We start from the raw sequence: 25352 nt of genomic DNA on the forward strand, positions 1-25352 counted from the left end.
TCGCCAAGCTAGGATGGGGGTGCTGCCTGGCAGAGGGGGGAAGCCATGGAGGTCGCCAGCCTCGTTCTTCCCGTGTTTGCTATCATCGTCACCGGCTGGTTCGCGGGAGAGCTCGGTTATCTGTCCCGCTCGCTGGCGGATGGGTTGGTGCATTTCGCCTACAACGTCGCGATGCCGGCACTTCTGATCGTCACGATCGCCCAGGAACCGGCGCGCAATCTGCTGGAATGGCGCTTCCTGCTCGCCTTCGGCGGTGGCTCGCTGATCTGCTTCGCACTGGTCTTCGTGGCGGCCCGCGCCGGCGGACAGCACGATCTTGCCAGCAGCACGATCCATGGCATGGCGGCCGCGATGACCAACACCGGCTTCGTCGCACTGCCGATCCTGCATGCGATCTACGGCCAGCCTGCGGTCCTGCCTGCCGCGATCGCGACGGTGTTCGTAGCGGCCGTGATGTTTCCGATCACGGTCATCCTGCTGGAAAAGCGCGACCCGCGCGGGCCGTCGGCGCCATCCGCCGGGCTGGTCCGGCAGATCCTGCTCAATCCGATGGTCCTGTCGACACTCATCGGTCTGCTCTGGGCGATCACGGGCCTGCCGATCCCGGCGCCGGTCGCGGCCTATCTGAACGTCATCGCTGCGGCGCTCACGCCTTGCGCGCTGTTTGCCATCGGGCTCGGCCTGTCGGTCGAAGGCCTATGGTCGAACCTCGGCGCATCGTTCGCACTCGCCGCCGTGAAACTGGTGATCATGCCGCTGATCGTCTACGGACTTTGCTTGATCACCGGCCTCGATCCCCTCTACACGGTCGCGGCCGTGATATGCGCGGCCGTGCCGACGGCGAAAACCGTGTACGTGCTGGCGCACGAACACAAGGTCGAGGAGAAGCTGGTTGCGGCCACGGTCTCGGTCACGACGATGCTGTCGGTCGCGACATTGCTGTTCGCGCTCTACCTGCTCTCCGGACTTGCGACCAGCACGCGCTGACCCGCGCGGGCGCGCCTCTACCTCGTGGTGTTGCTCCACGTCGGGACCGAATTGGTCACACCGACCGACGGCCAATTGTACGTTCCGACCGACGGCGCCGTGACCGTGCCGACCGTCTGTCCCGACGAGCCGTAGGCCGCCCCCGGCTGCGCGGCCGGCGATCCGGCACCGCTATAGGTCGGCGCCACCACACCCGTGTTGTAATGTTGCCTGCTCGAGCGGTACTTTTTCGCTTCGGCCGCGAACGGCGCGGCAAGCAGTCCGGTCGTAATGAGCGCCGCAACGGCGAGTTTGATGGTTGTCATGGCTGATCCCTTAGCTGGGCGGGCCCCGTTCTGGCATCTGTTGCTTCATCGGCAGATTTCCATAGGCCTTCCGTTCATAACTCCGTGCGCGCGCGAAGGTGCCGGAGCGAAGCGTTCGCTGCCCGCCTTCGGATCGACCCGAATCAGCGCTAGTGCATGGCCTCTGGTGACTTCCCTGGACGCAAGCAGCATGACCGGCCCCGAACTGAAGCAGCTCCGCAACGACCTCTCCGATGCTCTCGGTCGCAAGCTCACTGCGGCCGACATGGCCAAGCTGTGCGGGCTGCCGGAGAACGGCGGCGCCGACACCATCCGGCGCTGGGAGGTGAGCGGCCCGACGCCATCTGCGACCAAGGTGCTGCTTGTGCTCGCGATGGCGAGCGAGCGCCATCCGATCCTGGAGAAGTTCGACATCTTCGATCGCCACGACGTGCGCGAGGAAGACCGGCCCGCAAGGCGCGCGGCGTTCCGCGAGCAGATGCGCGACGAGGCGCGGCGGCGTCTTGGTTAACATCGGACGCACCGAGGTTACCGAGGAAGCGCCTGGTTAAGCCTTCCTTCAGCATTTCTTAAGCCGCCATTAAGCACGAAAATCATTTGTGGCCCAATAAGTTAGGTCGGCTGCCGCTGTGCCACGGATGTGACAGCATTTTCGTCAAAAGCGAGCTATCTGCAAAACCAACGCGGCGCGGACAGCGCGCCTGCCGGGGACCTTAGTGCTGGAGTTTGGACGATGAAGAAGATTCTGTTTGCGACCGTTGCGCTGCTCGTGCTGGGCGCTGCTGCGCCGGCGATCGGTGCCGATCTCGGCAACCGCAACTACTACAAGGCGCCCGCCCCGGCCTACGCCGCGCCGATCTACAACTGGACCGGTTTCTACATCGGCGGCCATCTCGGCGGCGCGTTCTCCAGCGACAACAATTTCAGCGGGCTCTCCACCGGCAACAACGGCAACGGCCGTTTCCTCGGCGGCGTGCAGGTCGGTGCGGACTGGCAGTTCAACCCGAACTTCGTAGTCGGCGTCGAAGGCCAGTATTCCTGGCTCTCCGGCAGCGTCGGCGCGGTGTTCCCGGGTGGCGTCGCCTACACCAACGATCAGCGCGGTCTCGGCTCGATCACCGGCCGTGTCGGCTACACCTGGGGTCCGGGCCTCATCTATGTAAAGGGCGGCTATGCCTATTCGGACAACAACGAGAAGGTGACCGTCGGCGGCGTGCCGACCGGCTTCATCATCGATGGCGATCACCGCAACGGCTACACCGTCGGCGCCGGCCTCGAATACATGTTCGCGCCGAACTGGTCGGCGAAGGCCGAGTATCAGTACTATAATTTCGGCGATGCGCACTTCACCGCGGGTCCGCTGGCGGGCACCGGCAATTTCACCACCGACGACCACACCATTAAGGCCGGCCTGAACTACCGCTTCAACTGGGCAGGCCCCGTCGCCGCGCGCTACTGATCGGTTAGCAAAACCTTGTTCTGACGAAGGGCCGGCCACGCTGCCGGCCCTTCTTTTTTCGCTCTGCGGAACCAACGCAAGCAATTGCAGGAATTGCGATTTCTTAACCGGCCCTGCCGATACTGCCCGCCACAAAACAGAAGCAAGAGCGTGGGGGAATTTCGATGGCGATCCGTCTGGGCCTTGGCCGTGTCTTCGGCCGTTTCAAGCCTCGCTTCAAGATGCCGAAATGGGGCGTGCGCGGCAGCCTGTTTACGGCCTTCGCGGTGATCGCGGGCATGGGCCTCGTGATCGCGACCGGCGCCGGGTTCGTGTTCAATCATCTCGGCGCGACCATGATGGATCTGAGCAGCCGCGACATTCCTCGCCTCTCCGCCAGCCTCCAGCTTGCCTCGCAGAGCGCAACGCTCGCGGCGCAAGGCCCGGGCCTGCTGGCTTCGCCGTCCGACGAAGCGCTGAAAGAACGTACCAAGAGCGTGAAGGACATCCAGCAGCTCACCATGGCCAAGCTCGGCGAGATCATCGAGCTCGGCGCCGACAAGCAAATCGCCACCGCACTGCGCGACACCGCCAAGAGCATCGACGAGGCGACCCAGAGCCTGGTGTCGGCCGCACGCGAGCGGCTCGACACCGGCGCATTGCACGACAAGCAGTACGATGCGCTCCGCAAGGCCCAGCTCGCCTTCGTCGACGCGGCCGGCCCTGCGATGCTCGACGCACAGACGCGGCTGAACGCCATCCTCGGCGCCGCGGACGTTTCCGCCGACGATGCCACCGAAGCCGCCCGCGCCGTCGCCCAGATCTCGACCGTCTCCGCCAACGGCAATCTGATGGCCGCCGACATGATGGCGGCACTCTCGGCCAACAACAGCGACACGCTGGAAGCGATCGAGAAGCAGTTCAAGGCGACGCGCGACCGCGTCAAGTCGAATCTCGAGGATCTGCCGAACATGCCCTCGATGCAGGCCGTGCGCGACGCCGTGCAGAAGCTGTTCGCGTTTGGCGAAGGCAAGACCGGCGTGTTCAAGATCCGCCAGAAGGAACTCGACGCCATCGATTACGGCCAGACCATTCTGGACGAGACCCGCAAACTCAATGTCGGCCTCGGCATCAGCGTGCAGCAGCTCGTCGAGGGCGTGCAGAAGGAGACCAATGCGTCGACGTTCCAGGCCCGGCAGGAAATCTCGCTCGCCACCACGGCCATGCTGGCACTGGGCGCGCTGATGCTGGTCGGCTCGGCACTGTTCGTCTGGCTCTATGTCGGCCGCAACATCCTGCGCCGGATTCGCGAGCTTCAGCGCGCCATGCAGTTGCTCTCCGCCGGCGACCTCGACACCGAGATCGTCCGCTCCCGGCAGAACGACGAGATCGGCGCGATGAAGGAAACGCTGACGGTGTTCCGCGACAGCATGATCGAAGCTCGGGCGCTTGCGAGCGAACAGGAAAAAGATCGTGTCGCCAAGGCCGAGCGTGCGGCGCAGATGGAGGCGAAGATCGCAGAATTCGAGGGTACGGTCCGCACCGCGCTCGATAATCTCGCGCAATCGGCCAATTCGATGCAGTCGACCGCGCAGAGCATGTCGACCACCGCCGACCAGTCCAATGCGCTGGTGAACGCGGTCGCCTCCGCTGCCGAGGAGACCTCGGTCAACGTGCAGACCGTGTCGTCAGGCACCGAGCAGCTCTCGTCCTCGATCGAGGAGATCAGCAAGCAGGTCGTCACCTCGGCCGCGATCGCCAAGAAGGCGGTCGACGAAGCCGGTGCCACCGACGCGACGGTGCAGAGCCTCGCCGACAGCGCGAGCCGCATCAGCGTCGTGGTCGATTTGATCCAGACCATCGCCTCGCAGACCAATCTGCTCGCGCTGAATGCTACGATCGAGGCGGCCCGCGCGGGCGAGGCCGGCCGGGGTTTTGCGGTGGTCGCCTCCGAGGTGAAGAGCCTCGCGAGCCAGACCGCGAAGGCGACCGAAGAGATCCGCACCCAGATCGTCAGCATGCAGCAGGTTACGACCTCTGCGGTCGGCGCCATCCAGGGCATCGGCCGGATCATCGGCGAGATCGACAACGTCACCACGACGATCGCGGCCGCGGTCGAGGAACAGGGCGCGGCCACCCGCGAGATCGCCCGCAACATCCAGCATGCGGCCGGCGGCACCAGCGAGGTCTCCAGCAACATCGTGGGCGTCTCCACCGCGTCTGCCGAAGCCGGCGCCGCGGCGAACGAGGTGCTCGGCGCCTCCGATGCACTCCGCCGCGAAGCCGACATGCTGCGCGGGGAAATCGACGCATTCCTCAACAGCATGCGGGCGGCATAAGACGCCGGACCAGTCGTTCCGGGCTACGGAAAACTGCCGGGAATGACCGTTATGCGGGCCACGCTCGCGCAGTTTTTCGGCTGGCGCCCCGCGCCCGGCGGGTTTAAGCCGGTGGCATGAACCCGAAAACCGATATCGCGCAGTCCTCCGCCGAGGCTCTGCGCTACCCCTGGGAACAGCATCCCGGCCCCGAAGAGGTCGTGGAGATCCGCCCCGGCGTGCTGTGGGCGCGGCTGAAATTACCGTTCCGCCTCAACCACGTGAACATCTATTTGCTCGCCGACGGCGACGGCTATGCGATGATCGATGCCGGCTTCGGCAACGAAGAATCGATCGAGGCCTGGACGAAACTGTTTGAGGGGCCGCTAAGGGGCGTCCACATCACGCGCCTGATCGTCACCCATTCGCACCCCGATCACGTCGGGCTCGCGGGCTGGATCGTCGAGCGGTTCAACTGCCCGCTGGTGATGTCGCAGGTCGAATACCTGCAATCCGTCTATCACCAGAACCGCGGTACCGACGAACGGCGCGAGGCGCAGCGGCTGTTCTTCCGCCGCCACGGCATGGACGAATCGCTCACCGAAAAGCTGCTCGGCCGCGGCCAGGACTATCTCAAGCGCGTCTCGGTGCTGCCGCCGTCCTACCGCCGCATCTCGCATGGCGACGAGGTCGTGATCGGCACCCGCCGCTTCAAGGTGATCACCGGCGGTGGCCACGCGCTCGACCAGGTGATGCTGTATTGCGCCGACGACAAGCTGTTCCTCTCCGCCGACCAGGTGCTGAGCAAGATCTCGCCCAATGTCAGCGTCTGGGCGGTCGAGCCCGACCAGAACTCGCTCGGCGAATATCTGGCCTCGCTCGCGAGCCTCACCACCACCCTGCCCTATGATTTGCTGGTGTTGCCCGGCCACCGCGTGCCGTTCTACGGGCTGAAGACCCGCATCAAGCAGCTCGCCGACCACCACGAGGAGCGCTGCCGCCTGATCGCGGAAGCCTGCCGCGAGGTGCCGCAGACCTCGCGCGCCCTGGTGCCCGTCGTGTTCAACAAGCACGTGCTGGACGAGCACCAGATGGGCTTTGCCGCCGGCGAGCTGGTCGCCCACGTCAACTACATGATCGTCGAGGGCCGGCTGACGGCGGAGACGAAGGACGGCGTGCTCCAGTTCAGGACGACGTGAGCCACGACGTCGTGGCCGAGTTTGTGGACGCCACTCACTTCATATTCGCGATTGCGTGCAGCGCCGCGATATAGCCGAACGGCCCAAGCCCGCAGATCACCCCCGTCGCCACGAACGAGATCTTGGAGTGGCGGTGATATTCGTCGCGGGCGTGGATGTTGGAGATGTGGACTTCCAGCACCGGGCCCTCGAATGTCTTGATCGCGTCCATGATCGAGACCGAGGTGAAGGACAAGCCGGCTGGATTGATGACGATGGCATCGGCATCCTGCCGCGCCGACTGGATCAGGTCGACCAGCACGCCTTCATGGTTGGACTGGTGGAAGGCGAGCTTGAGCCCGAGCTTCGCGGCGGCTTCCTCGCAGCTCGCACTGACCTCCGCAAGCGTCGTGGTGCCGTAGATGTGCGGCTCGCGGATGCCGAGCATGTTGAGGTTGGGACCGTTGAGGATCATCACGCGCTTCATGGACATGTCCTTTGTTATCCACCTAACCACTTCGCTGGGCCGGTGACGAGAACGGGAAACAGCGTCAGCAAGGCTAGCACGGCCAGCTGCGCGATCATGAAGGGCCAGACGCCGCGGATCAGATCCTCCATCGAAACGCGGGAGACGCCGGCGACGACATTGAGCACCACGCCGACCGGCGGCGTGATCAGGCCGATCGCGTTGTTGATGATGAAGAGCACGCCGAAATAGACCGGATCGATGCCGGCCTGCTTGACGATCGGCATCAGGATCGGCGTCAGGATCAGGATCGTCGGCGTCATGTCGAGCGCGGTGCCGACGATGACGACGATGATCATCAGGACGATGGTCAGAAGGGTCTGGTTGCCGGCGAACGGCTTTGTCAGCGCCACGATCTGTTCGGAGATTTCCGCGACCGTGATCAGCCAGGACGAAACCAGCGCGGCGGCGACGAGGAACATCACGACAGCCGTGGTCTGCGCGGACGAGACCAACAGCGCCGGCAGTTGCGACGGCTTGAGCTCGCGATAGATGCCCATCGCCACGACAAGCGAATAGACGGCGACGACGACGGCGGCTTCGGTCGGCGTGAAGATGCCGAAGCGCAGGCCGAAGATGATGATCATCGGCAGCATCAGGGCCCAGAAGCCGTCGATCAGTGCCCGCCGGATCTCGGCGATGCTCTTGCGCGGCAGCCGCGCCGGATTTTCCTTGCGCACCACCCACCACCAGGCGAAGCAGAGCCCGACGCCGAGCAGCAGTCCCGGCACGATGCCGGCCAGAAAGAGTTTCGAGATCGAGACGTTGGCGGCGACGCCAAAAATGACGAAGCCGATCGAGGGCGGGATCACCGGCGCTATGATGCCGCCGGCCGCGACGAGGCCGGCCGCGCTGGCGCGATTGTGGCCCGCGGCGGCCATCATCGGCACCAGCAGCGCACCGAGCGCCGCGGCATCCGCCACCGCCGAGCCCGACAGCGAAGCCAGGATGCAGGACGTCAGGATCGCGACATAGCCGAGCCCGCCGCGGAAATGGCCGACCAGCGCGATCGCGACGTTGAGGATGCGCCGCGCCAACCCGCCGGTGTTCATGACCTCGCCAGCGAGGATGAAGAACGGCACCGCCATCAGCGGGAAGGAATCGACGCCGTTGATGACGTTCTGCGCGATGATCTGGGAGTCGAACATCGCCAGATAGGTCATCAGCGCGATGCCGCAGACGATCAGCGCGAACGCGATCGGCATGCCGATCGCCATGGCGCCGAGCAGCGAGAAGGTGAAGACGGCGACCGTCATGCCTGGAGCTTCCCGCCGGCGGCGCCGGGAGAATGCGAGAGCTCCTCGGATTCACTGATGGCGATCAGGTCGGCATCGGCGATCTGCCCGGTTACCAGCCGATAGAGCTCATAGGCGATGATCACGCAGGAGGAGGCGCCGAAGATAATGCCGGCGGCGTAGAACAGCCCGACCGAGAGGCCCGAGGCCGGCGCCACCGTGTCCCAATTCAGCACCGTCTGTTTCCACGATCCTTCCGTCAGCAGCACGGAGGCATAGAGCATTAGCACATGGCTGAGACCGTAGCAGGCCTTGCGCCCAAGCGGCGGCAGCACCTTGACGAGACTGTCGACACCGAGATGGGCGCGCTCCTTCATGCCGACGATCGCGCCTAAAAACACCATCCAGACGAACAGCCAGCGCGATAGCTCCTCCGAGATGGCTATCCCGGAGTTGAAGCCGTAGCGCAGCACCACGTTGCCGAACACCAGCACGACCATGGCGGCGAGCAGCACCGCGATCACCGCACGCAGCAGCCAGAAACAGGCGTCGACGATCGCTTCCATGACATCAGGCTCGCCGCGCTCAGGGCTTGAGCGCGTGGACGCGGTCGAGCTCGCTGTTGAACAGCTTGACGATGGCCGGCTCGTACTCGGCGGAGAATTTTTCCGCGATCGGCTTCGTCTTCTCGCGCATGCGGTCGAGCTCGGCCGGCGCGATCTCGTTGACCGACATGCCCTTGGCCTTCAGCTCGTCGATCGCGGCCTTGGCCTGCTCGCGGCTGATCTTGCGCTGATAGTCGCGCGCCTCGATCGCGGCGTCCTGCAGGATCTTCTGCTCGTCGGGCGAAAGCCCGTCCCAGAATTTCTTGGAGATCAGGATGATGTTGGTCGAATAGGTGTGGTTGGTGACGCTGAGATATTTCTGCACCTCGAAGAACTTGTTCGACAGGATGACGGAGAACGGATTCTCCTGGCCGTCGACGGTGCGGGTCTCCAGCGCACTATACAGTTCCGAAAAACTCATCGGCACCGGATTGGCGTTGAACGCCTTGAATGTCTCCAGATACACCGGGTTCGGGATCACGCGGATCTTGATGCCGTCGAGGTCCTCGCCTTTGGTGATCGGACGCCGGCTGTTGGTGACGTTGCGGAAGCCGAGATCCCAATAGGCGAGGCCGACGAGACCCTTCTCCGGCAGTTTTGCCAGCAGCGCCGCGCCGAGCGGACCGTCGAGCAAGGCATCGGCCTGCTGCGGCGTCGACACAATGAAGGGGAAGTCGATCAGGCCATAATCCTTGACGATGCCGACCAGCGACGTCGTCGCCGGCGACTGCATCTCCTGGGTGCCGGCGCGCAACGCCGATTGCTGCTGCATCTCGCTGCCGAGCTGATTGGCCGGATATTCGCGCACCTTGATCTTGCCGCCGCTCTTGGCCGCGACGAGTTCGGCGAACTTTTGGACGCCTTTGCTGATCGGATGGTCGGTGTTGTTGAGATGCCCCCAGCGGATGGTGCGCTCCTGGATGGCCTGTGCCGAGGCCGGCCCCGTTGCGCCCAAGGTGATCGTGCCGACCGCCGCGACCCAAGCCAGACGTCTAAACCCACGCATCGCGCCCTCCCCTGATGATCACCGTTCTTGGGTGGGAAGATCTTATATGACGAATTATAAATCAACCGATATTTTCTATTATCTATGGTGATATAAGAAACGCTTGATAAAGCTCGGAAATTTGTCAAACCACATGTCCAAAGCGCTAGGATCAGGCATGGACACACTTCCCGACACGACCGCCGAGACGGTGGGCGACAGCGCCTATCGCCGCATCCGTACCGACCTGATCTTCGGCAAGCTGACGCCGGGCCAGAAGCTGAAGCTCGAGCGAATGAGCAGCGCTTACGGCACCAGCATCTCGACACTGCGCGAGACGCTGAACCGGCTGTGCTCGGAGGGATTCGTCGTCGCCGAAGGCCAGCGCGGCTTCGAGGTCGCGCCGATCTCGGCGACCGAATTCCAGGAGATCGCGGAGCTGCGCGAGCTGCTCGAAGGCCAGATGATCGAAAAGTCGTTCGCCGCCGGTGATCTCGACTGGGAGGCACACATCGTCTCTGCACATCACAAGCTCGCGGCGATGGAGCGGATGCTGTTGTCGGGCGAGCGATCCAACGCCGAGAGCTGGAAACAGTGCGATTTCCAGTTTCATCGCGCACTCGTCGCCGCCTGCGGCTCGAAGGTGCTGCTCGATGCGCATGCCGCGGTCTATGACCGCTATCTGCGGTACCAGATGATCGCAGTCGTGTTCCGCGGCGAGATGGCGGCTTCCGAGCATCGCGAATTGAAAGAGCTGGCGCTGAAGCGCGACGCCACGGGCGCCGCAAGAGTCCTGCACACCCACATTCACGATTGCGTGGCGCATGCGCTGCGCAATTCGGATTGGCTCAAGCCAGTGGTGGTCAAGGAGGCGCGCGTCGGGCCGCGCAAGAAGGCAGGGGCTGGCTAAGCCCGCGTTCAGCGGATGGTGCAGAGCAGCAAGATATTTCGCCCGAGCTTGATCGGGATCAAGTTTCAAAACGCACGATAGGGCATTTTGCCCAAATGCTCCTCGCGGCCAAATGTGGGATAGCGCATAGACATTAGAGCTGGAAAAGCTCTAAGAAGTTTGCGCCCCCTTGGTCAGGTTCCGTTGCAGGTTTGCCGATGGATTACGCCCAGTTCTTCAATTCCGCGCTCGATCGTCTCCATGCCGAACGGCGCTATCGCGTGTTCGCCGATCTCGAGCGCATCGCCGGCCGGTTCCCGCATGCGCTCTGGCATTCGCCCAAGGGCAAGCGCGACGTCGTGATCTGGTGCTCCAACGATTATCTCGGCATGGGCCAGCACCCGAAGGTGGTCGGCGCCATGGTGGAGACCGCAACCCGCGTCGGCACTGGCGCAGGCGGCACCCGCAACATCGCCGGCACCCATCATCCGCTCGTGCAGCTCGAAGCCGAGCTCGCTGACCTTCACGGCAAGGAAGCGGCGCTGCTCTTCACGTCCGGCTACGTCTCGAACCAGACCGGCATCGCGACCATCGCGAAGCTGATCCCGAACTGCCTGATCCTGTCGGACGAGCTCAACCACAATTCGATGATCGAGGGCATTCGCCAGTCCGGCTGCGAGCGCGTCGTGTTCCGCCACAACGATCTTTCCGATCTCGAAGCGCTGTTGAAGGCGGCAGGCCCGAACCGGCCGAAGCTGATCGCCTGCGAGAGCCTTTACTCCATGGACGGGGACGTCGCTCCGCTCGCGAAAATCTGCGATCTCGCCGAGAAGTACGGCGCGATGACTTATGTCGACGAGGTCCACGCCGTCGGCATGTACGGCGCGCGCGGCGGCGGTATTGCCGAGCGTGACGGCGTCATGCATCGCATCGACATTCTCGAAGGCACGCTGGCCAAGGCGTTCGGCTGCCTCGGCGGCTATATCGCCGCCAACGGCCAGATCATCGACGCGGTGCGCTCCTATGCGCCGGGCTTCATCTTCACCACCGCGCTGCCGCCGGCGATCTGCTCGGCCGCGACCGCCGCGATCAGGCATCTGAAGACCTCGAACTGGGAGCGCGAGCGCCACCAGGACCGCGCCGCGCGCGTCAAGGCGATCCTCAATGCCGCCGGCTTGCCGGTGATGTCGAGCGACACCCATATCGTGCCGCTGTTCATCGGCGATGCCGAGAAATGCAAGCAGGCCTCCGACCTCCTGCTCGAACGGCACGGCATCTACATCCAGCCGATCAACTATCCGACGGTCGCCAAGGGCACCGAACGCCTGCGGATCACGCCCTCGCCCTATCACGATGACGGCCTGATCGATCAGCTCGCCGAAGCCCTGCTGCAAGTGTGGGACCGCTTGGGCCTGCCGCTTCGCCAGAAGTCGCTGGCGGCGGAGTAGGCTTGGCTTTCACCCTCCCCTGGCGGGGGAGGGTAAGTGCCGGCCATTGGTCTCACCGCTTAACGACAACCCCAGTTCCCGCGACCTCGCGCATTTGGCTGTCGCCTCCTTCCGCCCAACGCGCTAGATTTACGGGGAAAATGAGAGCGGGCGCGGCCGGCGCCCAGGGAGAAGCACGCTCGCCATGCTGCACGACTGGGGCGTGATTGCCGCCGCCTTCGGCTATATCGGCTTCCTGTTCCTGGTGGCGAGCCATGGCGACCGCCGCTGGCAGGCCAAGGCCGGCCGCGTGTCGGGGCTGATCTATCCGCTCTCGCTGGCGATCTACTGCACCTCCTGGACCTTCTTCGGCTCGGTCGGCTTCGCCACGCGCGCCTCGACCGACTTCCTTGCGATCTATGTCGGCCCGATCCTGATGATCGGCCTCGGTGCCGGCGTGCTGCGCCGCGTGATCCAGCTCGCCAAGGCCCACAACATCACCTCGATCGCCGACTTCATCGGCGCGCGCTACGGCAAGAGCCAGGCGGTGGCGGCCACCGTGGCGCTGATCGCGATCATCGGCTCGGTGCCCTACATCGCGCTCCAGCTCAAGGCGGTCGCGTCCTCGCTCGAGACCATCCTGAGCGAGGACCAGGCCTTCTCCCATATTCCAATCGTCGGCGACATGGCGTTGATGGTGACGCTGGCGATGGCAGCCTTCGCCGTGCTGTTCGGCACCCGACAGACCGACGCCACCGAGCATCAGCACGGCCTGATGCTGGCGGTCGCGACCGAATCCATCATCAAGCTGGTCGCCTTCCTCGCCGCCGGCATCTTTGTCACCTTCTGGATGTTCTCGCCGCACGAACTGATCGAGCGCGCGATGAAGACGCCGGAGGCGGTGCGTGCCATCAACTATTCACCGTCGATCGGCAACTTCCTGACCATGACGCTGCTGTCGCTGTGCGCGATCATGCTGCTGCCGCGCCAATTCCACGTCAGCGTGGTGGAGAACTCCAGCGATGCCGAGGTCGGCCGCGCGCGCTGGCTGTTTCCGCTCTACCTCGTCGCCATCAACCTGTTCGTGATCCCGATCGCACTGGCCGGCCTCGTCAGCTTCCCGTTCGGCGCGGTCGACCCTGACATGTACGTGCTGGCGCTGCCGATCGAGGGCGGCGCGAACCTGCTCAGCGTCGCCGTCTTCGTCGGCGGCATGTCGGCGGCGACCGCGATGGTGATCGTCGAATGCGTCGCGCTCTCCATCATGGTCTCGAACGACCTCGTGGTGCCGCTGGTGCTGCAACGGCGGCCCGAGGGGCGCACCGGCGGCGCCGATTTCAGCGACTTCCTGCTGCGCTCGCGCCGGCTCGCGATCTTCGCCATCATGGTGATGGCCTATTTCTACTACCGCGCGCTCGGCAACACCCAGCTCGTGGCAATCGGCCTGCTGTCCTTTGCCGCCATCGCCCAGCTCGCACCAAGCTTTTTCGGCGGGCTGCTGTGGCGGCGCGCCACCGCGCGCGGCGCCATCGGCGGCATGCTGGTCGGCTTCGCGGTGTGGCTCTACACGCTGTTCGTGCCGAGCTTCATGGACTCCTCGACTTCAGGCATCCTGCTGCTCCAGCACGGTCCGTTCGGGATCGAGGCGCTGCGGCCGCAGGCACTGTTCGGCGCCGACCTGCCGCCGCTGATGCACGGCGTCATCTGGTCGCTGGCGCTCAACATCCTCACCTATGTGCTGCTGTCGCTGGCGCGCCGGCCGTCGTCGATCGAGCTGGTGCAGGCCGATCTGTTCGTCCCCAACACGCTCGCCCCGATCTCTCCGAGCTTGCGCCGCTGGCGCACCACCGTCACGGTGCAGGACATCCAGACCACGGTCGCGCAATATCTCGGACCCGACCGCGCCCGGCATTCGTTCGAGGCCTTCTCGGCTCGGCGCAATGTGCGGCTCGAATCCGGCGCGCCCGCCGATTTCGAGCTGCTGCAACACGCCGAGCACCTGATCGCCTCCTCGATCGGCGCGGCCTCCTCGCGCCTCGTGATGTCGCTGCTGCTGCGCAAGCGGACGGTCTCGGCGAAAGCCGCACTGAAACTGCTCGACGATTCCCACGCGGCGCTGCATTTCAACCGCGAGATCCTCCAGACCGCGCTCAACCACGTCCGCCAGGGCATCGCCGTGTTCGATGCCGATTTGCAGCTGATCTGTTCCAACCGGCAGTTCGGCGACCTCCTCAACGTTCCCCCGCATTTCATCCAGTTCGGCACGCCGCTGCGCGAAATCCTGGAATTCATGGGTGTGAGCGATCCGGCCGACCAGGCTGACCGCGAGGCGATGATCGAGCAGCGGCTTGCGGCCTACACCACCGACAGCGAGCCCTATCTGGAACGCTTGCCGGAACGGCACATGGTGATCGAGGTGCTCACCAACCGCATGCCCGGCGGCGGCTTCGTCATCACCTTTACCGATGTTACGCCCACCTTCGAGGCAGCCGAGGCGCTCGAGCGCGCCAATGCGACGCTGGAAAAGCGGGTGCGCGACCGTACCGAGGAATTGACCCGGCTCAACTCCGAGCTGGCGCGGGCCAAGAGCGCGGCCGAGGACGCCAGCATCTCCAAGACGCGCTTTCTTGCGGCAGCCAGTCACGACATCCTCCAGCCCTTGAACGCGGCGCGGCTCTATGTCACGAGCCTCGTCGAGCGCCAGCACGGCGGCGAGGAGACGCGGCTGGTCGAGAACATCGACGAATCGCTGCAGGCCATCGAGGAGATTCTCGGCGCGCTGCTCGACATCTCCCGGCTCGATGCCGGCGCGATGACGACGTCGATCTCGAGCTTCAAGATGGCCGATCTGATGCGTTCGCTGGAGATCGAGTTTGCGCCGGTCGCACGCGCCAAGAACCTGGAGCTCGCCTTCGTGCCCTGCTCGCTCCCGGTCGAATCAGACCGCTTGCTGCTGCGGCGGCTGCTCCAGAACCTGATCTCCAACGCGATCAAATACACCCCGCGCGGACGCGTGCTGGTCGGCTGCCGCCGCCGCGGCGCTTCGCTCAAGATATGCGTCTACGACACCGGCGTCGGCATTCCGCCCGTCAAGCGCGGCGAGATCTTCAAGGAATTCCACCGCCTCGAGCAGGGCGCGCGGATCGCGCGCGGCCTCGGCCTCGGGCTCTCGATCGTCGAACGGCTGGCGCGCGTGCTCAACCATGGCATCGCCATCGATTCCAACAAGGGCGGCGGCTCGGTGTTTTCGGTGACGGTGCCGACGGCGAAGGCGGTCACCCACACCGCCGCCGTGACCAGCGCGACGCCGCTGGCGCGCACACCGATCGCGGGCGCGCTGATCGTCTGCATCGAGAACGACGCCGCGATCCTCGACGGCATGCGCACGCTGTTGAAGGCGTGGGACGCCGAGGTGATCGCGGTCGCCGATCCCGAAGGCGCGATTGCCGCGATTGAAGCCGCCGGGCGGCGCGTCACCGGCCTGCTCGTCGACTACCACCTCGACCGCGGCAACGGCATCGCCGCAATCCGCGACATCCGCCGCCGCTTCGGCGACGCCATTCCCGCGATCCTGATCACCGCCGACCGCAGCCCCGCCGTGCAGGTCGCCGCGCGCGATGAGAAGATCGCGGTGCTCAACAAGCCGGTGAAGCCGGCCTCGCTCCGCGCCCTGCTCGGACAGTGGCGGACACAGCAATTGGTGGCGGCGGAGTGAACCTCGGCACTTAAGGCGCAAGCCGCGTGAAAACGTAATCGCGGCTCTTGGCGCGCGCGTCATGGCAGGCAAAGCAGGTCCGGTGCTGGGCTTCATCGACGGGCCTGCCGTTGATGAAGCGGCCAAAACCCCAGCCGCCGGTTGAGGCGTATTGCTTGGAATCCTTGACCATTACCTGGACCGTGGTGGCGGCACCGGGAATCGTCGCGGACGCAAATTCCGGCGATTGCTTCCGCTTCCAGGCGCGCTTGACCAGAATGGTGCCGTCCGGAAACGGAAGCGTTCCGGACTGATAGGCATCGATCGCGGTCTGGTTGCCCACGACCGCACGCAGCTCGTCCAGGGGAGCCGCCTCCTCGGCCGGCGCGATCAGCTCCCACTGCTTGTAGCCCTGCGGGACGGTGACGCCGAAGATCGGCGAGGCATCCGTCGTCACCGGCCCCTCTGCAAAGGCGATCGTGACGAGGTACGGCACGCAGGTCAGGACGACCACGAGGAGGAGCACGGCCAGCACGACCATCGTCGTATAAGATGGAAATTTGGTCTTTTCAGATGTCATGGTCGTCATGATGCTTCATCGAATTGAGAACGCATGTGGTGCCTCGGTCCAGCCGCGCCGGACCGAGGTGCCGGGCCGAGCTTTCAGGCGTCGGCGTCGATGACGGCCTTGGCAAAAGCCTGCGGTGCTTCCTGCGGCAGATTGTGCCCGATGCCGCCGGTGATCAGGCGAAAGTCGTACCGGCCGGAGAATTTCTTGGCGTAGGCGCTCGGGTCGGGATGCGGCGCGCCGTTGGCGTCGCCTTCCATCGTGATCGTCGGGACGCTGATCAGCGGAGCCGCTGCAAGCTTCTTCTCGAGTTCCTCATATTTCGCCTCGCCCTGGGCGAGCCCGAGCCGCCAGCGGTAATTGTGGATCGTGATCGCGACATGATCCTTGTTGTCGAGCGCCGCCGCGCTGCGAGCGAAGGTGGCGTCGTCGAACTTCCACTGCGGCGAAGCCAGCTTCCAGATCAGTTTTACGAAATCATGCGTGTACTTCTCGTATCCGGCACGGCCGCGCTCGGTCGCGAAATAGAACTGGTACCACCATTGCAGTTCGGCCGGTGGCGGCAGCGGCGCGTTGCCGGCGGCCTGGCTGGAGATCAGATAGCCGCTGACCGACACCAGCGCGCGGCAGCGGTCCGGCCATAACGCTGCGATGATGTCGGCGGTGCGCGCGCCCCAGTCGAAGCCGGCGACGACAGCCTTCCTGATGTCGAGCTTGTCCATCAGCGCGATGATGTCGGCGGCCATCGCCGCTGGCTCGCCGTTGCGCGGCGTCCCGCTGGAGAGGAAGTGCGTGGAGCCGTAGCCGCGCAAATAGGGGATGATCACGCGATAGCCGGCCTTTGCCAGGATCGGTGCAACGTCGACGAAAGCGTGAATGTCATAGGGCCAGCCGTGCAGCAGGATCGCCGCCGGACCGTTCGAGGGTCCGGCCTCGGCATAGCCGACATTGAGGACGCCGGCGTCGATCTGCTTGATCGTGCCGAAGGATGCATTCGATGCGGCCGATTTCGGCGCTTCCGTCTCGGCGCGGGCGAACTCAATGACGCCGAGGCCGACAGCGACGGTGCCTGCGGCGAGGCCAAAAAACTTGCGGCGATGCTGGTCGATGATCTGTTTCATGGTGCTACCTTGTTGATGGTTGGTGATGGCGGGTCAGATCAGCGCGACCGTGACCTCGATGTTGCCGCGGACGGCTTTGGAATATGGGCAGGTCTGGTGCGCATCATCGAGGATGCCGCGCGCGATTTCGCGATCGAGGCCAGGCAGACTCACGTTGAGGCGTGCTCTCAGGGAATAGGCGCCCTCGTCGAGCACGAGGTCGATCTCCGCATCGATCACGCACTTCCTGGGAAGGTCGATCTTCCGCTTGCGGGCCGCGATCTCCATCGCGCCCTCGAAACATGCTGACCAGCCGGCCGCGAACAATTGCTCGGGATTGGTACCGCCGCCGGTGCCGCCCGGCGGCGACAGCCTGACGTCGAGGCGACCGTCGGAGCTGCGCGATATGCCGTCCTGTCGCCCGCCGCTGGTGTGGGTCTTGGCCGTGTAGAGCAGTTTTGCCGCTGGCATCATGAAGGTCTCCTTGCCGTCGCACAATGACTAGCAGCGGCCGCCGCAGGAGACCCGTTTGGAGTTGTGAGAAGTTGTGAGGTCTCGGTTTACAACGCCTCACGGGCCTGCATGTGCGGTCTGATGCCGATGCGGCGACGGTCTTGCCGGATCGTCAGCATCTGGCTATCCGATCCGCTCGAAAGGACCACGATTCCGCCATGACCGAGCCGGCCGGCACCGCAACGGGAACATTATCGTTCGGGCCATTCACAGTGACGCCGCATGAAAGACTCGTGACGCGCGATGGAATCGCGCTTGCGCTCGGCTCAAAGGCCTTCGACACGCTGATCGCGCTGATGTCGCGGCCGAACGAAGTCGTCAGCAAGCGGGATCTGATGGCGCTGGTCTGGCCCGGCACGACGGTCGAGGAAGCCAATCTGCGCTTTCACGTCGCAGCCCTTCGCAAGGCACTCGGCGACGGCAAGGACGGCGCCCGCTACATCACGACGCTCTCGGGACGCGGCTATTGCTTCGTGGCGCCGATCTCGCGAACGGAGATCCCCGCAGCGCGGCGCCCTGCACCGCGGATAGACTTGCCGCCCGTGAAACTGCCGAACCGGCTGCAACGGATGGTCGGACGCGACGACGCCGTCGCCGCCGTCTCGGACAGGCTCATCACCTCACGCTTCGTGACGATCACCGGCCCTGGCGGCGTCGGCAAGACCGCCGTTGCGGTCGCGATCGCGCACGACCTGCTCGAGACGTTCTCCGATGCCGCGCACTTTGTTGATCTTGCTGCCCTGAGCGATCCCGATCTCGTGATCACCTCGATCCTGCTGATGCTCGGCCTGCCGGCGCAAACCGACGATCCCCTGCCCGCGCTGCTCGCGCATCTACGCGACAAGCGGATGCTGCTTATTCTCGACAATTGCGAGCACGTCATCGCCGCTGCGGCTCCTCTGGCCGCGGAGATCTTCCACGCCGCGCCGCATGTCCATATCCTCGCCACGAGCCGCGAGGCCCTGCGCGTCGAAGGCGAGCAGGTCTACCGGCTGGCGCCGCTTTCCGTCCCCCCTGACAGTGCGGAACTGACGGCGGCGGCCGCCCGGACCTATCCCGCGCTTCAACTGTTTCTCGAACGGGCGGCAGCCGGCGGCGCACAGATCGCGCTGGACGATGGCAATGCCGCGATCGTCGCCGGGATCTGCCGCAAGCTCGACGGCATGGCGCTGGCGATCGAGCTCGCCGCGAGCCGTGTCGAAGCTTTTGGCCTGGAGCAAACGGCCGCGCTGCTCGACGCGCGTCTCAGTCTGCTTTGGCAGGGTCAGCGCACCGCCCCACCGCGCCAGAAGACCTTGCAGGCGACGCTGGACTGGAGCTACCGGCTCCTGTCCGACACCGAGCGCCTCGTGCTGCGCCGGCTTGCAGTCTTCGCCGGCCACTTCACTATCGACGCCGCATTCGAGGTCGTACCGGACGAGCACCTCGATCGATCCCGCCTGTTCGACGCGATCGACGGCCTCGTCGCCAAATCGATGGTCGCGCCGCGGCCGATCGGTGCCATGATGCGTTACCGTCTGCTCGACACGACGCGCGCCTATCTGCTCGAGATCAAGCCTGACGACGCGGCGCTCGCCGCCCGCCATGCGACCTACTACCGGCGATGGCTGGAACAGGCCGGCACGACATGGGCGACGGTGCCGAGCGCCGATGAGCGCGCGATCCATTTCTCCGCGCTTCACAACGTGCGCGCCGCACTGGACTGGTGCTTTGGCGCGAACGGCGATACCGCCATCGGCGTTGCACTCGCAGCTGCGGCCGCTCCCATCTTTCTCGCCATGTCGCTGCTGATCGAATGCCGGCGCTGGTCTGAACGGGCGCTGCTTGCGATCGATCGGTGCGCACGGGGCAGCGCCGAGGAAATGCACATCCAGGCTGCGCTCGGACTGACCTTGATGTTCACGCGCGGCGGCAGCGAAGCGGCGCGTGCCGCCTTGAAGAGAAGCCTTGCGATCGCCGAGGCGCGCGGCGATGCACCGAACCAGCTCCAGCTGCTTGGCCGCATGCACATCTTCCACGAACGGATGGGAGAGTTCGACGCTGCGCTCGGCTATGCGCAGCAGAGTCTTGCGGTTGCCGAGGCGCTCGGCGATGCCGCCTCGCTCGCCCTCGCCCATTCGCTGCTGGGTGTCTCGCTGCATCTGGCCGGCGAGCATCGCGACGCAGTGAAGCTGCTGGAGGCCGCCTGGCACGGGCCGGGCACCGAGCGGATCAGCACCGTCCATGGCTTCGATCACCGCAACCGGGCCGGCATCTCGCTGGCGCGTGAGCTTTGGCTGCAGGGTCGTCCCGCCGATGCGCGGCAACTGGCGCGGCAGACGGTCACCGAGGCCGCGCAGATGGACCACCCGATCACGCTCTGCATCGCACTGATCTGGGCGGTCTCGATCGATCTCTGGAGCGGAGACATCGACGCGGCAGATCAGAACATCGATCGCTTCATCGCCCATGCCGAATCGCGCTCGATGGGCCCTTATCTCGCAGTCGGTCGCGGCGTCAAAGGCGAGCTGGCGATCCGGCGCGGCGAGGCCGCTGCCGGCGTCGAGACGATCAAAGCCTGTCTCCGCGAGCTCCACGAGGCCGGCTATGAGCTGCTCACCACGACATTCAACATCGCGCTGGTTCAGGGCTTATTGGCGCTTGGACAAATCGAGCAGGGTGCCCGCCTGATCGACGATGCGATCCGCCTCGTCGAGCAAAGCGGCGATCACCTCTACCTGCCCGAGCTGCTGCGCATGAAAGGCAGGGTTCTCCTGGCTCGGCCGCAGGCAGAGACTGATCAAGCAGAAGCCCACTTCGTGCAAGCACTGGAATTGAGCCGTCGCAAAGGCGCCAAAGCCTGGAAACTGCGGGCCGCGATGGATCTCGCCGGATTGCTGGCCGAACGCGGCCGGCGTGAGGAAGCGAAACGGCGGCTTCGATCGGCGCTCGAAGGCTTTGCCGAGGGCTCCGGGACCGCGGATATCGCGAGCGCCAACAGGCTGCTGGAGGAGTTGTAAGCGGCTCACCCGGTCGGGGTGCCCTGCCTCCACTGCCCGCCGGCGATCTTCGCCGCGGCGATCACCGCTTGCGTGCGGCTCTCGACGCCCAGCTTTTGCAGGATCGCCGAGACATGCGCCTTGATGGTGGCCTCGGAGACGCCGAGCTCATAGGCGATCTGCTTGTTGAGCAGCCCCTCCGACAGCATCATCAAGACCCGGACCTGTTGCGGCGTCAGCGTGACCAGCCGGTCGCGCAGCTTCGTCATGTCGGGGTCGGTGGCGGCCGACAGGTCGGTGTCAGCGGGAACCCAGACGTCGCCCTCCATCACCTTGAGGATGGCGTCGCGCAACGTCTCGACGCCGAATCGCTTGGGGATGAAGCCGGAGGCACCGAAGTCGAGCGAACGGCGGATTGTGGCGCTGTCGTCGGAGGCCGAGACGATCACGACCGGAATGGCCGGATACTGCGCACGCAGATAGATCAGGCCGGAAAAGCCGGAGATCCCGGGCATCGACAGGTCGAGCAGGACCAGATCGACGTCGGAGGTCTGTTCCAGCAGTTTCGTCAGATCCTCAAACGATCCGGCCTCGTCGATCCTGGCCGAGGGCAGGACGCCCGCCACCGCCTGCCGCAACGCGTCGCGGAAGAGGGGATGGTCATCGGCAATGACGAGATGGGTCGAAGGAGCGTTCATCGTTCTCTTGCTGGCAATCGCACCGGGCCAGTAGGCCGGCCCGGGACCTCGGTCAATTCTTTCCCGACCAGCCGTGGCATGCAAGTGGACATTATCCCTTTGCGGGAACGGGGTTAACCCGCAGGTGGAGGCCGCGACGCCCGGTCCAGGATATGCGGTGTTCAGGTGCGCGTCAGTGCGCAAGGCCGAAAGTCGTATTGGGGCGGGTTTCACGCCGATGTTACCTTGCAGGCAAGGCCTGGGTCGATCCGGCATGACCGGACATCTAGGGCGCGAGGAAACGATTTTTCGGGGAGCGACTCAACATGTCCACAATGGCTGTGTCTCAAACAGGCGCGGGAGGGATGACGAAGGACGAACGGTTCGTCATTCTCGCCTCCTCGCTCGGTACCGTGTTCGAGTGGTACGACTTTTACCTCTACGGTTCGCTGGCCGGCATCATCGGCGCGCAGTTCTTTTCGGCCTATCCCCCGGCCACCCGCGACATCTTCGCGCTGCTGGCGTTTGCCGCGGGCTTCCTGGTGCGTCCGTTCGGTGCGATCGTGTTCGGCCGCGTCGGCGACATCGTCGGCCGCAAATACACCTTCCTCGTCACCATCCTGATCATGGGTCTGTCGACCTTCATCGTCGGCTTGCTGCCCAACGCGGCGACGATCGGGATCGCGGCCCCGATCATCCTGATCGCGCTGCGCCTCGCCCAGGGCCTCGCGCTCGGCGGCGAGTATGGCGGTGCCGCGACCTATGTCGCGGAGCATGCGCCGAACGGCAAGCGCGGCTATTACACCTCCTTCATCCAGACCACCGCAACGCTCGGCCTGTTCCTGTCGCTGCTGGTGATCCTGTTCACGCGCTCCGCTCTCGGCGAAACCGATTTCGCGGCCTGGGGCTGGCGCATTCCGTTCCTGGTCTCGGTGCTGCTGCTCGGCATCTCGGTCTGGATCCGGCTCCGCCTCAACGAATCGCCGATCTTCCAGAAGATGAAGGACGAGGGGAAGAGCTCGAAGGCGCCGCTGACGGAAGCCTTCGGCAACTGGCAGAACGGCAAGCTCGTGCTGCTCGCGCTGCTCGGCGGCGTGATGGGCCAGGGCGTGGTCTGGTACACCGGCCAGTTCTACGCGCTGTTCTTCCTGCAATCGATCCTGAAGGTCGACGGCTATACCGCCAACCTCTTGATCGCCTGGTCGCTGCTGCTCGGCACCGGCTTCTTCATCGTGTTCGGCATGCTCTCCGACAAGATCGGCCGCAAGCCGATCATCCTCGGCGGCTGCCTGATCGCCGCGCTGACCTTCTTCCCGATCTTCAAGATGATCACCACCAACGCCAACCCGGCGCTGGAAAAGGCGATCGAGTCGGTCAAGGTCGACGTAGTGGCGGATCCCACGGGTTGCGGAGACCTGTTCAATCCGGTCGGCACCCGCGTCTTCACCGCGCCTTGCGACACCGCCCGTGCCTATCTGTCGCAATCGTCGGTCAAGTACTCGACCTCTCCCGGCCCGGCCGGCTCCGGCGTGAAGGTGGTGGTCAACGGCAAGGACGTTGCCTACGCCAACGCCAAGGACGGCAATCCGGCGCTGCTCGCAGCGGTGCAGGCGGCCGGCTATCCGAAGCCCGGCGACGCAGGCATCGTGAAGATGTCGAATCCGTTCGACATCTTCCGTCCGCAGGTGGCGGCGGTCATCGGGCTGCTGTTCGTCCTGGTGCTCTTCGTCACCATGGTGTACGGCCCGATCGCCGCGATGCTGGTTGAACTGTTCCCGACCCGCATCCGCTACACCTCGATGTCGCTGCCCTACCACATCGGCAACGGCTGGTTCGGCGGCCTGTTGCCCGCAACAGCGTTCGCCATCGTGGCCTCCACGGGCGATATCTATGCGGGTCTCTGGTATCCGGTCATCTTCGCATCGATTACCGTCGTGATCGGCTTGTTCTTCCTGCCCGAGACCAAGGACGTCGACATCAAGGCGACCTGATCGAACGCACCGATCGACCAACACGAACCGGCCGCGTCTTTCGCGGCCGGTTTTATTTTATCCCTATTGATGACTGCCGACGAATTGCAGCACGACCTCGCGCCGGTGCGGGCGGTTGCGATGCTCGATCAGGTAGATCGCCTGCCAGGTGCCGAGCGCGAGCTTGCCGTTCAGGACCGGGACCTGAAGCGAAGTTTGGGTCAGCATGGTCTTGACGTGCGCCGGCATGTCATCCGGTCCCTCGGTGTCGTGGGTCCACCCGGCATTCTCCGGCGCGAGCCGCGACAGTGCCGTGGTGAGATCGACCAGCACGGATGGATCAGCATTTTCCTGGATCGTCAGCGAGGCCGAGGTGTGGCGGATGAACAGCGTCAGCGCACCGTCATCGGCGTGGACCTCATCGACAAATTTCGCGATTTCAGCCGTGAGATCGGTGAAGCCGCGCCCCGGCGTCTGCACGGTAAGCAGGGACGACGCGATGGTGGTGGCTTGTACTGACGATGGCGCCGAGCGCGAGATCGATTTGGCTGATGTCATCATCACTCTCTCAATTCGAACACCATCTCGCCACGGACTAGATCTTCCCCGACACGTCCTTCTGCACGCGATTGGCCATGTCGATCAGCCGGCGCCACGCCTTTTCCAGGAAGGACATGACGCGATCGACATCCTGGTCGCTCGGCAGCGGAATCTCGATCTTGCGCTCGCCCTCGGCAACCTTCGGCTCCGCCTTCTTCAATGAATCGGCTTTCGGCAGCGCCTCGTCGACCTTGCCCGATGCGGTCGGACCGGCCGCGAGCTGCCCCTTCAGCTTCTCGACCTCGGCCTGAAGCCGGCCGATCTCGGCGTCGAGCGCGGTCCGTTCGTCGGGCACCGCGTAGCAGGCCCAGCCGGCGCCGTTCCTGGTGCAGGTCGACACGGTGCCGGTGCGGGTATCGAGCCGCAGCACGCCTTCCGGGATCGGCGTCATGCTGTAGCGTCCGTTTTCGCTGTCGGGGGCGGACTGTGCGGCAACGAGGCCGCCGCCGAAGGTCGTCACCGCGGCAAATACCGCCGCTGCAAGCCATGATGCTGTGGGTGAATTCGCTGGTCTCATCGCGCTCTCCGCCATGGCGCTTCTGTGGCGTCTCTTCTCAATTCTACACCCCGGGAGGCAATCTGCCGCCCAAAACACGCATCCGACATCAAACATCGCGGCAATCCCTTTGATCCCGTCAGCAGGGCGAAATGGCGGTCGTATTCGCCGATCATGATGAGAGCTGCTGCGGTGCGGCGTCACGCTGTGTGCAGCGCTGCCGCGCGCGCCAATATCATCAAATAAATCAGTTACATAATGGAAATCGACACAATCGTGACTTGGCTTGACTTGATTATGGGCCATCAGTATGGTCCGCGCGGCTTTTGAGGGTGGCGGGCGTAATTTCCATTCAGCCGCGGCGTTTCGGGTCTTCGTTGCATGACACAGGGCACGGGACACGGCGAGAATGGAGATCGCGATAGATCGTCCGAGGAAGCTGCGCTTTCCGAACGGCTCGGAAATCTTGATCAGCGGTTGTCCGAGTTTCGCGGCCGCCACATCAAGACCGAGCAACCCGCAGGTGACGGCGAAGACAGAGCGGCCAGAGCTTCGGCGATGGCGCTTGGTTTCCGGTTATCATCGGAGTTGGTCGCCGGGGTCGTTGTCGGAGCGGGGATTGGCTGGGGGTTCGACCGCTTGCTGTCGACGTCGCCTTTCGGATTCATCGTGTTCCTGCTGCTGGGCTTCGTCGCCGGCGTGGTGAACGTGGTGAGAACGGCGGGCGCGGGTCAAAACAGGCGCGGTGGTTCTTAGCCGATCCACAGGAGAGGAACTGATCGTGCCGGCCTTCGCCGGTACGGGCCGGCCCGGCCGGCAGACCGAGACCCGCCGGCATCGCCCGGCAGACCAAGAGATGCCGC

At 64.7% G+C, this 25352-nt stretch carries 22 protein-coding genes; 11 read left to right on the plus strand and 11 right to left on the minus strand.

Translation table 11 applies throughout. The annotated features are described in order from the left end of the window. Positions 1-45 precede the first annotated feature (45 nt). Positions 46-987, plus strand: coding sequence for an AEC family transporter (locus tag QSV46_RS17305; protein WP_314953144.1), 942 nt, complete (start codon positions 46-48; stop codon positions 985-987). Between the two features lie 17 nt (positions 988-1004). Here QSV46_RS17305 and QSV46_RS17310 read toward each other — a convergent pair whose 3' ends face one another. Next, positions 1005-1292, minus strand: coding sequence for a hypothetical protein (locus QSV46_RS17310; protein ID WP_314953146.1), 288 nt, complete (start codon positions 1290-1292; stop codon positions 1005-1007). Positions 1293-1482: 190 nt separating this feature from the next. Here QSV46_RS17310 and QSV46_RS17315 point away from each other — a divergent pair, with 190 nt between their 5' ends. From QSV46_RS17315 to QSV46_RS17330, 4 genes are all read left to right on the plus strand, one after another. After that, complete coding sequence (locus tag QSV46_RS17315) at positions 1483-1803, plus strand: hypothetical protein (protein WP_314953148.1); 321 nt, start codon at positions 1483-1485, stop codon at positions 1801-1803. 222 nt (positions 1804-2025) lie between these two features. Next, positions 2026-2751: a porin family protein gene (locus tag QSV46_RS17320; RefSeq protein WP_314953150.1), complete on the plus strand. Its 726-nt coding sequence runs from the start codon at positions 2026-2028 to the stop codon at positions 2749-2751. A 164-nt stretch (positions 2752-2915) separates the two neighbouring features. Beyond that, positions 2916-5069, plus strand: a complete 2154-nt coding sequence (locus tag QSV46_RS17325) for a methyl-accepting chemotaxis protein (protein WP_314953152.1) — start codon at positions 2916-2918, stop codon at positions 5067-5069. A gap of 116 nt (positions 5070-5185) precedes the next feature. Next, on the plus strand, positions 5186-6247 hold the full coding sequence (locus QSV46_RS17330; RefSeq protein WP_314953154.1) for an MBL fold metallo-hydrolase: 1062 nt from the start codon (positions 5186-5188) through the stop codon (positions 6245-6247). Between the two features lie 34 nt (positions 6248-6281). Here the strand turns inward: QSV46_RS17330 and aroQ are convergent, their stop codons facing one another. Genes aroQ through QSV46_RS17350 form a run of 4 tightly spaced genes read right to left on the minus strand, consistent with a single transcriptional unit; the run spans position 6282 to position 9598 of the window. Further along, positions 6282-6713, minus strand: a complete 432-nt coding sequence (aroQ, locus tag QSV46_RS17335; RefSeq protein WP_314953156.1) for a type II 3-dehydroquinate dehydratase — start codon at positions 6711-6713, stop codon at positions 6282-6284. A gap of 14 nt (positions 6714-6727) precedes the next feature. Further along, positions 6728-8008 carry a TRAP transporter large permease subunit gene (locus QSV46_RS17340; protein WP_314953158.1) on the minus strand — a complete coding sequence of 427 codons (1281 nt, stop codon included), beginning with the start codon at positions 8006-8008 and terminating at the stop codon, positions 6728-6730. Further along, complete coding sequence (locus tag QSV46_RS17345) at positions 8005-8553, minus strand: TRAP transporter small permease (protein ID WP_314953161.1); 549 nt, start codon at positions 8551-8553, stop codon at positions 8005-8007. The genes QSV46_RS17340 and QSV46_RS17345 overlap by 4 nt, the downstream gene beginning before the upstream one ends. Positions 8554-8572: 19 nt before the next feature. Further along, on the minus strand, positions 8573-9598 hold the full coding sequence (locus QSV46_RS17350) for a TRAP transporter substrate-binding protein (RefSeq protein ID WP_314953163.1): 1026 nt from the start codon (positions 9596-9598) through the stop codon (positions 8573-8575). Positions 9599-9755: 157 nt separating this feature from the next. On the opposite strand from QSV46_RS17350, the gene QSV46_RS17355 reads away from it, so the two are divergent. The 3 genes from QSV46_RS17355 (at position 9756) to QSV46_RS17365 (ending at position 15608) form a co-directional block, all read left to right on the plus strand. Continuing rightward, positions 9756-10487, plus strand: a complete 732-nt coding sequence (locus QSV46_RS17355) for a GntR family transcriptional regulator (protein ID WP_314953165.1) — start codon at positions 9756-9758, stop codon at positions 10485-10487. A 197-nt stretch (positions 10488-10684) separates the two neighbouring features. Next, positions 10685-11914 (plus strand): 5-aminolevulinate synthase, encoded by a 1230-nt coding sequence (hemA, locus tag QSV46_RS17360; RefSeq protein ID WP_314953167.1) that lies wholly within the window; start codon positions 10685-10687, stop codon positions 11912-11914. A 184-nt stretch (positions 11915-12098) separates the two neighbouring features. Continuing rightward, a complete protein-coding gene (locus tag QSV46_RS17365; RefSeq protein ID WP_314953169.1) occupies positions 12099-15608 on the plus strand; it encodes a hybrid sensor histidine kinase/response regulator in 3510 nt (1169 codons plus the stop codon). A gap of 10 nt (positions 15609-15618) precedes the next feature. On the opposite strand, the gene QSV46_RS17370 is transcribed toward QSV46_RS17365, so the two are convergent. The 3 genes from QSV46_RS17370 to QSV46_RS17380 form a co-directional block, all read right to left on the minus strand. Next, complete coding sequence (locus QSV46_RS17370) at positions 15619-16128, minus strand: cytochrome P460 family protein (RefSeq protein WP_409997177.1); 510 nt, start codon at positions 16126-16128, stop codon at positions 15619-15621. Positions 16129-16250: 122 nt separating this feature from the next. Further along, complete coding sequence (locus tag QSV46_RS17375) at positions 16251-17276, minus strand: alpha/beta hydrolase (protein WP_314953173.1); 1026 nt, start codon at positions 17274-17276, stop codon at positions 16251-16253. A gap of 33 nt (positions 17277-17309) precedes the next feature. Continuing rightward, positions 17310-17729 (minus strand): organic hydroperoxide resistance protein, encoded by a 420-nt coding sequence (locus tag QSV46_RS17380; protein WP_314953175.1) that lies wholly within the window; start codon positions 17727-17729, stop codon positions 17310-17312. A gap of 197 nt (positions 17730-17926) precedes the next feature. Between QSV46_RS17380 and QSV46_RS17385 the strand changes: the two genes are divergently transcribed. Then, a complete protein-coding gene (locus QSV46_RS17385) occupies positions 17927-20767 on the plus strand; it encodes an ATP-binding protein (RefSeq protein WP_314953177.1) in 2841 nt (946 codons plus the stop codon). A gap of 5 nt (positions 20768-20772) precedes the next feature. Here QSV46_RS17385 and QSV46_RS17390 read toward each other — a convergent pair whose 3' ends face one another. Further along, a complete protein-coding gene (locus QSV46_RS17390) occupies positions 20773-21444 on the minus strand; it encodes a response regulator transcription factor (RefSeq protein WP_314953179.1) in 672 nt (223 codons plus the stop codon). A 344-nt stretch (positions 21445-21788) separates the two neighbouring features. On the opposite strand from QSV46_RS17390, the gene QSV46_RS17395 reads away from it, so the two are divergent. Further along, positions 21789-23414 (plus strand): MFS transporter, encoded by a 1626-nt coding sequence (locus tag QSV46_RS17395; RefSeq protein ID WP_314953181.1) that lies wholly within the window; start codon positions 21789-21791, stop codon positions 23412-23414. 63 nt (positions 23415-23477) lie between these two features. Here QSV46_RS17395 and QSV46_RS17400 read toward each other — a convergent pair whose 3' ends face one another. Next, positions 23478-23951 carry a secondary thiamine-phosphate synthase enzyme YjbQ gene (locus QSV46_RS17400; protein WP_314953370.1) on the minus strand — a complete coding sequence of 158 codons (474 nt, stop codon included), beginning with the start codon at positions 23949-23951 and terminating at the stop codon, positions 23478-23480. 37 nt (positions 23952-23988) lie between these two features. Continuing rightward, complete coding sequence (locus tag QSV46_RS17405; protein WP_314953182.1) at positions 23989-24510, minus strand: hypothetical protein; 522 nt, start codon at positions 24508-24510, stop codon at positions 23989-23991. Positions 24511-24870: 360 nt separating this feature from the next. Between QSV46_RS17405 and QSV46_RS17410 the strand changes: the two genes are divergently transcribed. Further along, positions 24871-25245: an AtpZ/AtpI family protein gene (locus tag QSV46_RS17410; protein WP_314953184.1), complete on the plus strand. Its 375-nt coding sequence runs from the start codon at positions 24871-24873 to the stop codon at positions 25243-25245. The last annotated feature ends 107 nt before the right edge of the window (positions 25246-25352 follow it).

The sequence above is a fragment of the Bradyrhizobium cosmicum genome, from assembly GCF_032290525.1.
Classification (GTDB): domain Bacteria; phylum Pseudomonadota; class Alphaproteobacteria; order Rhizobiales; family Xanthobacteraceae; genus Bradyrhizobium; species Bradyrhizobium cosmicum_A.

What these genes read in the sequence shown, in the direction of transcription:
- QSV46_RS17350 (WP_314953163.1), bottom strand. Translation starts at nt 9,598, where the DNA reads ATGCGTGGGTTTAGACGTCTGGCTTGGGTCGCGGCGGTCGGCACGATC.
- hemA (WP_314953167.1), top strand. Translation starts at nt 10,685, where the DNA reads ATGGATTACGCCCAGTTCTTCAATTCCGCGCTCGATCGTCTCCATGCC.
- QSV46_RS17325 (WP_314953152.1), top strand. Translation starts at nt 2,916, where the DNA reads ATGGCGATCCGTCTGGGCCTTGGCCGTGTCTTCGGCCGTTTCAAGCCT.
- QSV46_RS17410 (WP_314953184.1), top strand. Translation starts at nt 24,871, where the DNA reads ATGACACAGGGCACGGGACACGGCGAGAATGGAGATCGCGATAGATCG.
- QSV46_RS17310 (WP_314953146.1), bottom strand. Translation starts at nt 1,292, where the DNA reads ATGACAACCATCAAACTCGCCGTTGCGGCGCTCATTACGACCGGACTG.
- QSV46_RS17375 (WP_314953173.1), bottom strand. Translation starts at nt 17,276, where the DNA reads ATGAAACAGATCATCGACCAGCATCGCCGCAAGTTTTTTGGCCTCGCC.
- QSV46_RS17320 (WP_314953150.1), top strand. Translation starts at nt 2,026, where the DNA reads ATGAAGAAGATTCTGTTTGCGACCGTTGCGCTGCTCGTGCTGGGCGCT.
- QSV46_RS17370 (WP_409997177.1), bottom strand. Translation starts at nt 16,128, where the DNA reads ATGGTCGTGCTGGCCGTGCTCCTCCTCGTGGTCGTCCTGACCTGCGTG.
- QSV46_RS17395 (WP_314953181.1), top strand. Translation starts at nt 21,789, where the DNA reads ATGACGAAGGACGAACGGTTCGTCATTCTCGCCTCCTCGCTCGGTACC.
- QSV46_RS17365 (WP_314953169.1), top strand. Translation starts at nt 12,099, where the DNA reads ATGCTGCACGACTGGGGCGTGATTGCCGCCGCCTTCGGCTATATCGGC.
- aroQ (WP_314953156.1), bottom strand. Translation starts at nt 6,713, where the DNA reads ATGAAGCGCGTGATGATCCTCAACGGTCCCAACCTCAACATGCTCGGC.
- QSV46_RS17380 (WP_314953175.1), bottom strand. Translation starts at nt 17,729, where the DNA reads ATGATGCCAGCGGCAAAACTGCTCTACACGGCCAAGACCCACACCAGC.
- QSV46_RS17385 (WP_314953177.1), top strand. Translation starts at nt 17,927, where the DNA reads ATGACCGAGCCGGCCGGCACCGCAACGGGAACATTATCGTTCGGGCCA.
- QSV46_RS17305 (WP_314953144.1), top strand. Translation starts at nt 46, where the DNA reads ATGGAGGTCGCCAGCCTCGTTCTTCCCGTGTTTGCTATCATCGTCACC.
- QSV46_RS17330 (WP_314953154.1), top strand. Translation starts at nt 5,186, where the DNA reads ATGAACCCGAAAACCGATATCGCGCAGTCCTCCGCCGAGGCTCTGCGC.
- QSV46_RS17355 (WP_314953165.1), top strand. Translation starts at nt 9,756, where the DNA reads ATGGACACACTTCCCGACACGACCGCCGAGACGGTGGGCGACAGCGCC.
- QSV46_RS17315 (WP_314953148.1), top strand. Translation starts at nt 1,483, where the DNA reads ATGACCGGCCCCGAACTGAAGCAGCTCCGCAACGACCTCTCCGATGCT.
- QSV46_RS17345 (WP_314953161.1), bottom strand. Translation starts at nt 8,553, where the DNA reads ATGGAAGCGATCGTCGACGCCTGTTTCTGGCTGCTGCGTGCGGTGATC.
- QSV46_RS17400 (WP_314953370.1), bottom strand. Translation starts at nt 23,951, where the DNA reads ATGACATCAGCCAAATCGATCTCGCGCTCGGCGCCATCGTCAGTACAA.
- QSV46_RS17405 (WP_314953182.1), bottom strand. Translation starts at nt 24,510, where the DNA reads ATGAGACCAGCGAATTCACCCACAGCATCATGGCTTGCAGCGGCGGTA.
- QSV46_RS17390 (WP_314953179.1), bottom strand. Translation starts at nt 21,444, where the DNA reads ATGAACGCTCCTTCGACCCATCTCGTCATTGCCGATGACCATCCCCTC.
- QSV46_RS17340 (WP_314953158.1), bottom strand. Translation starts at nt 8,008, where the DNA reads ATGACGGTCGCCGTCTTCACCTTCTCGCTGCTCGGCGCCATGGCGATC.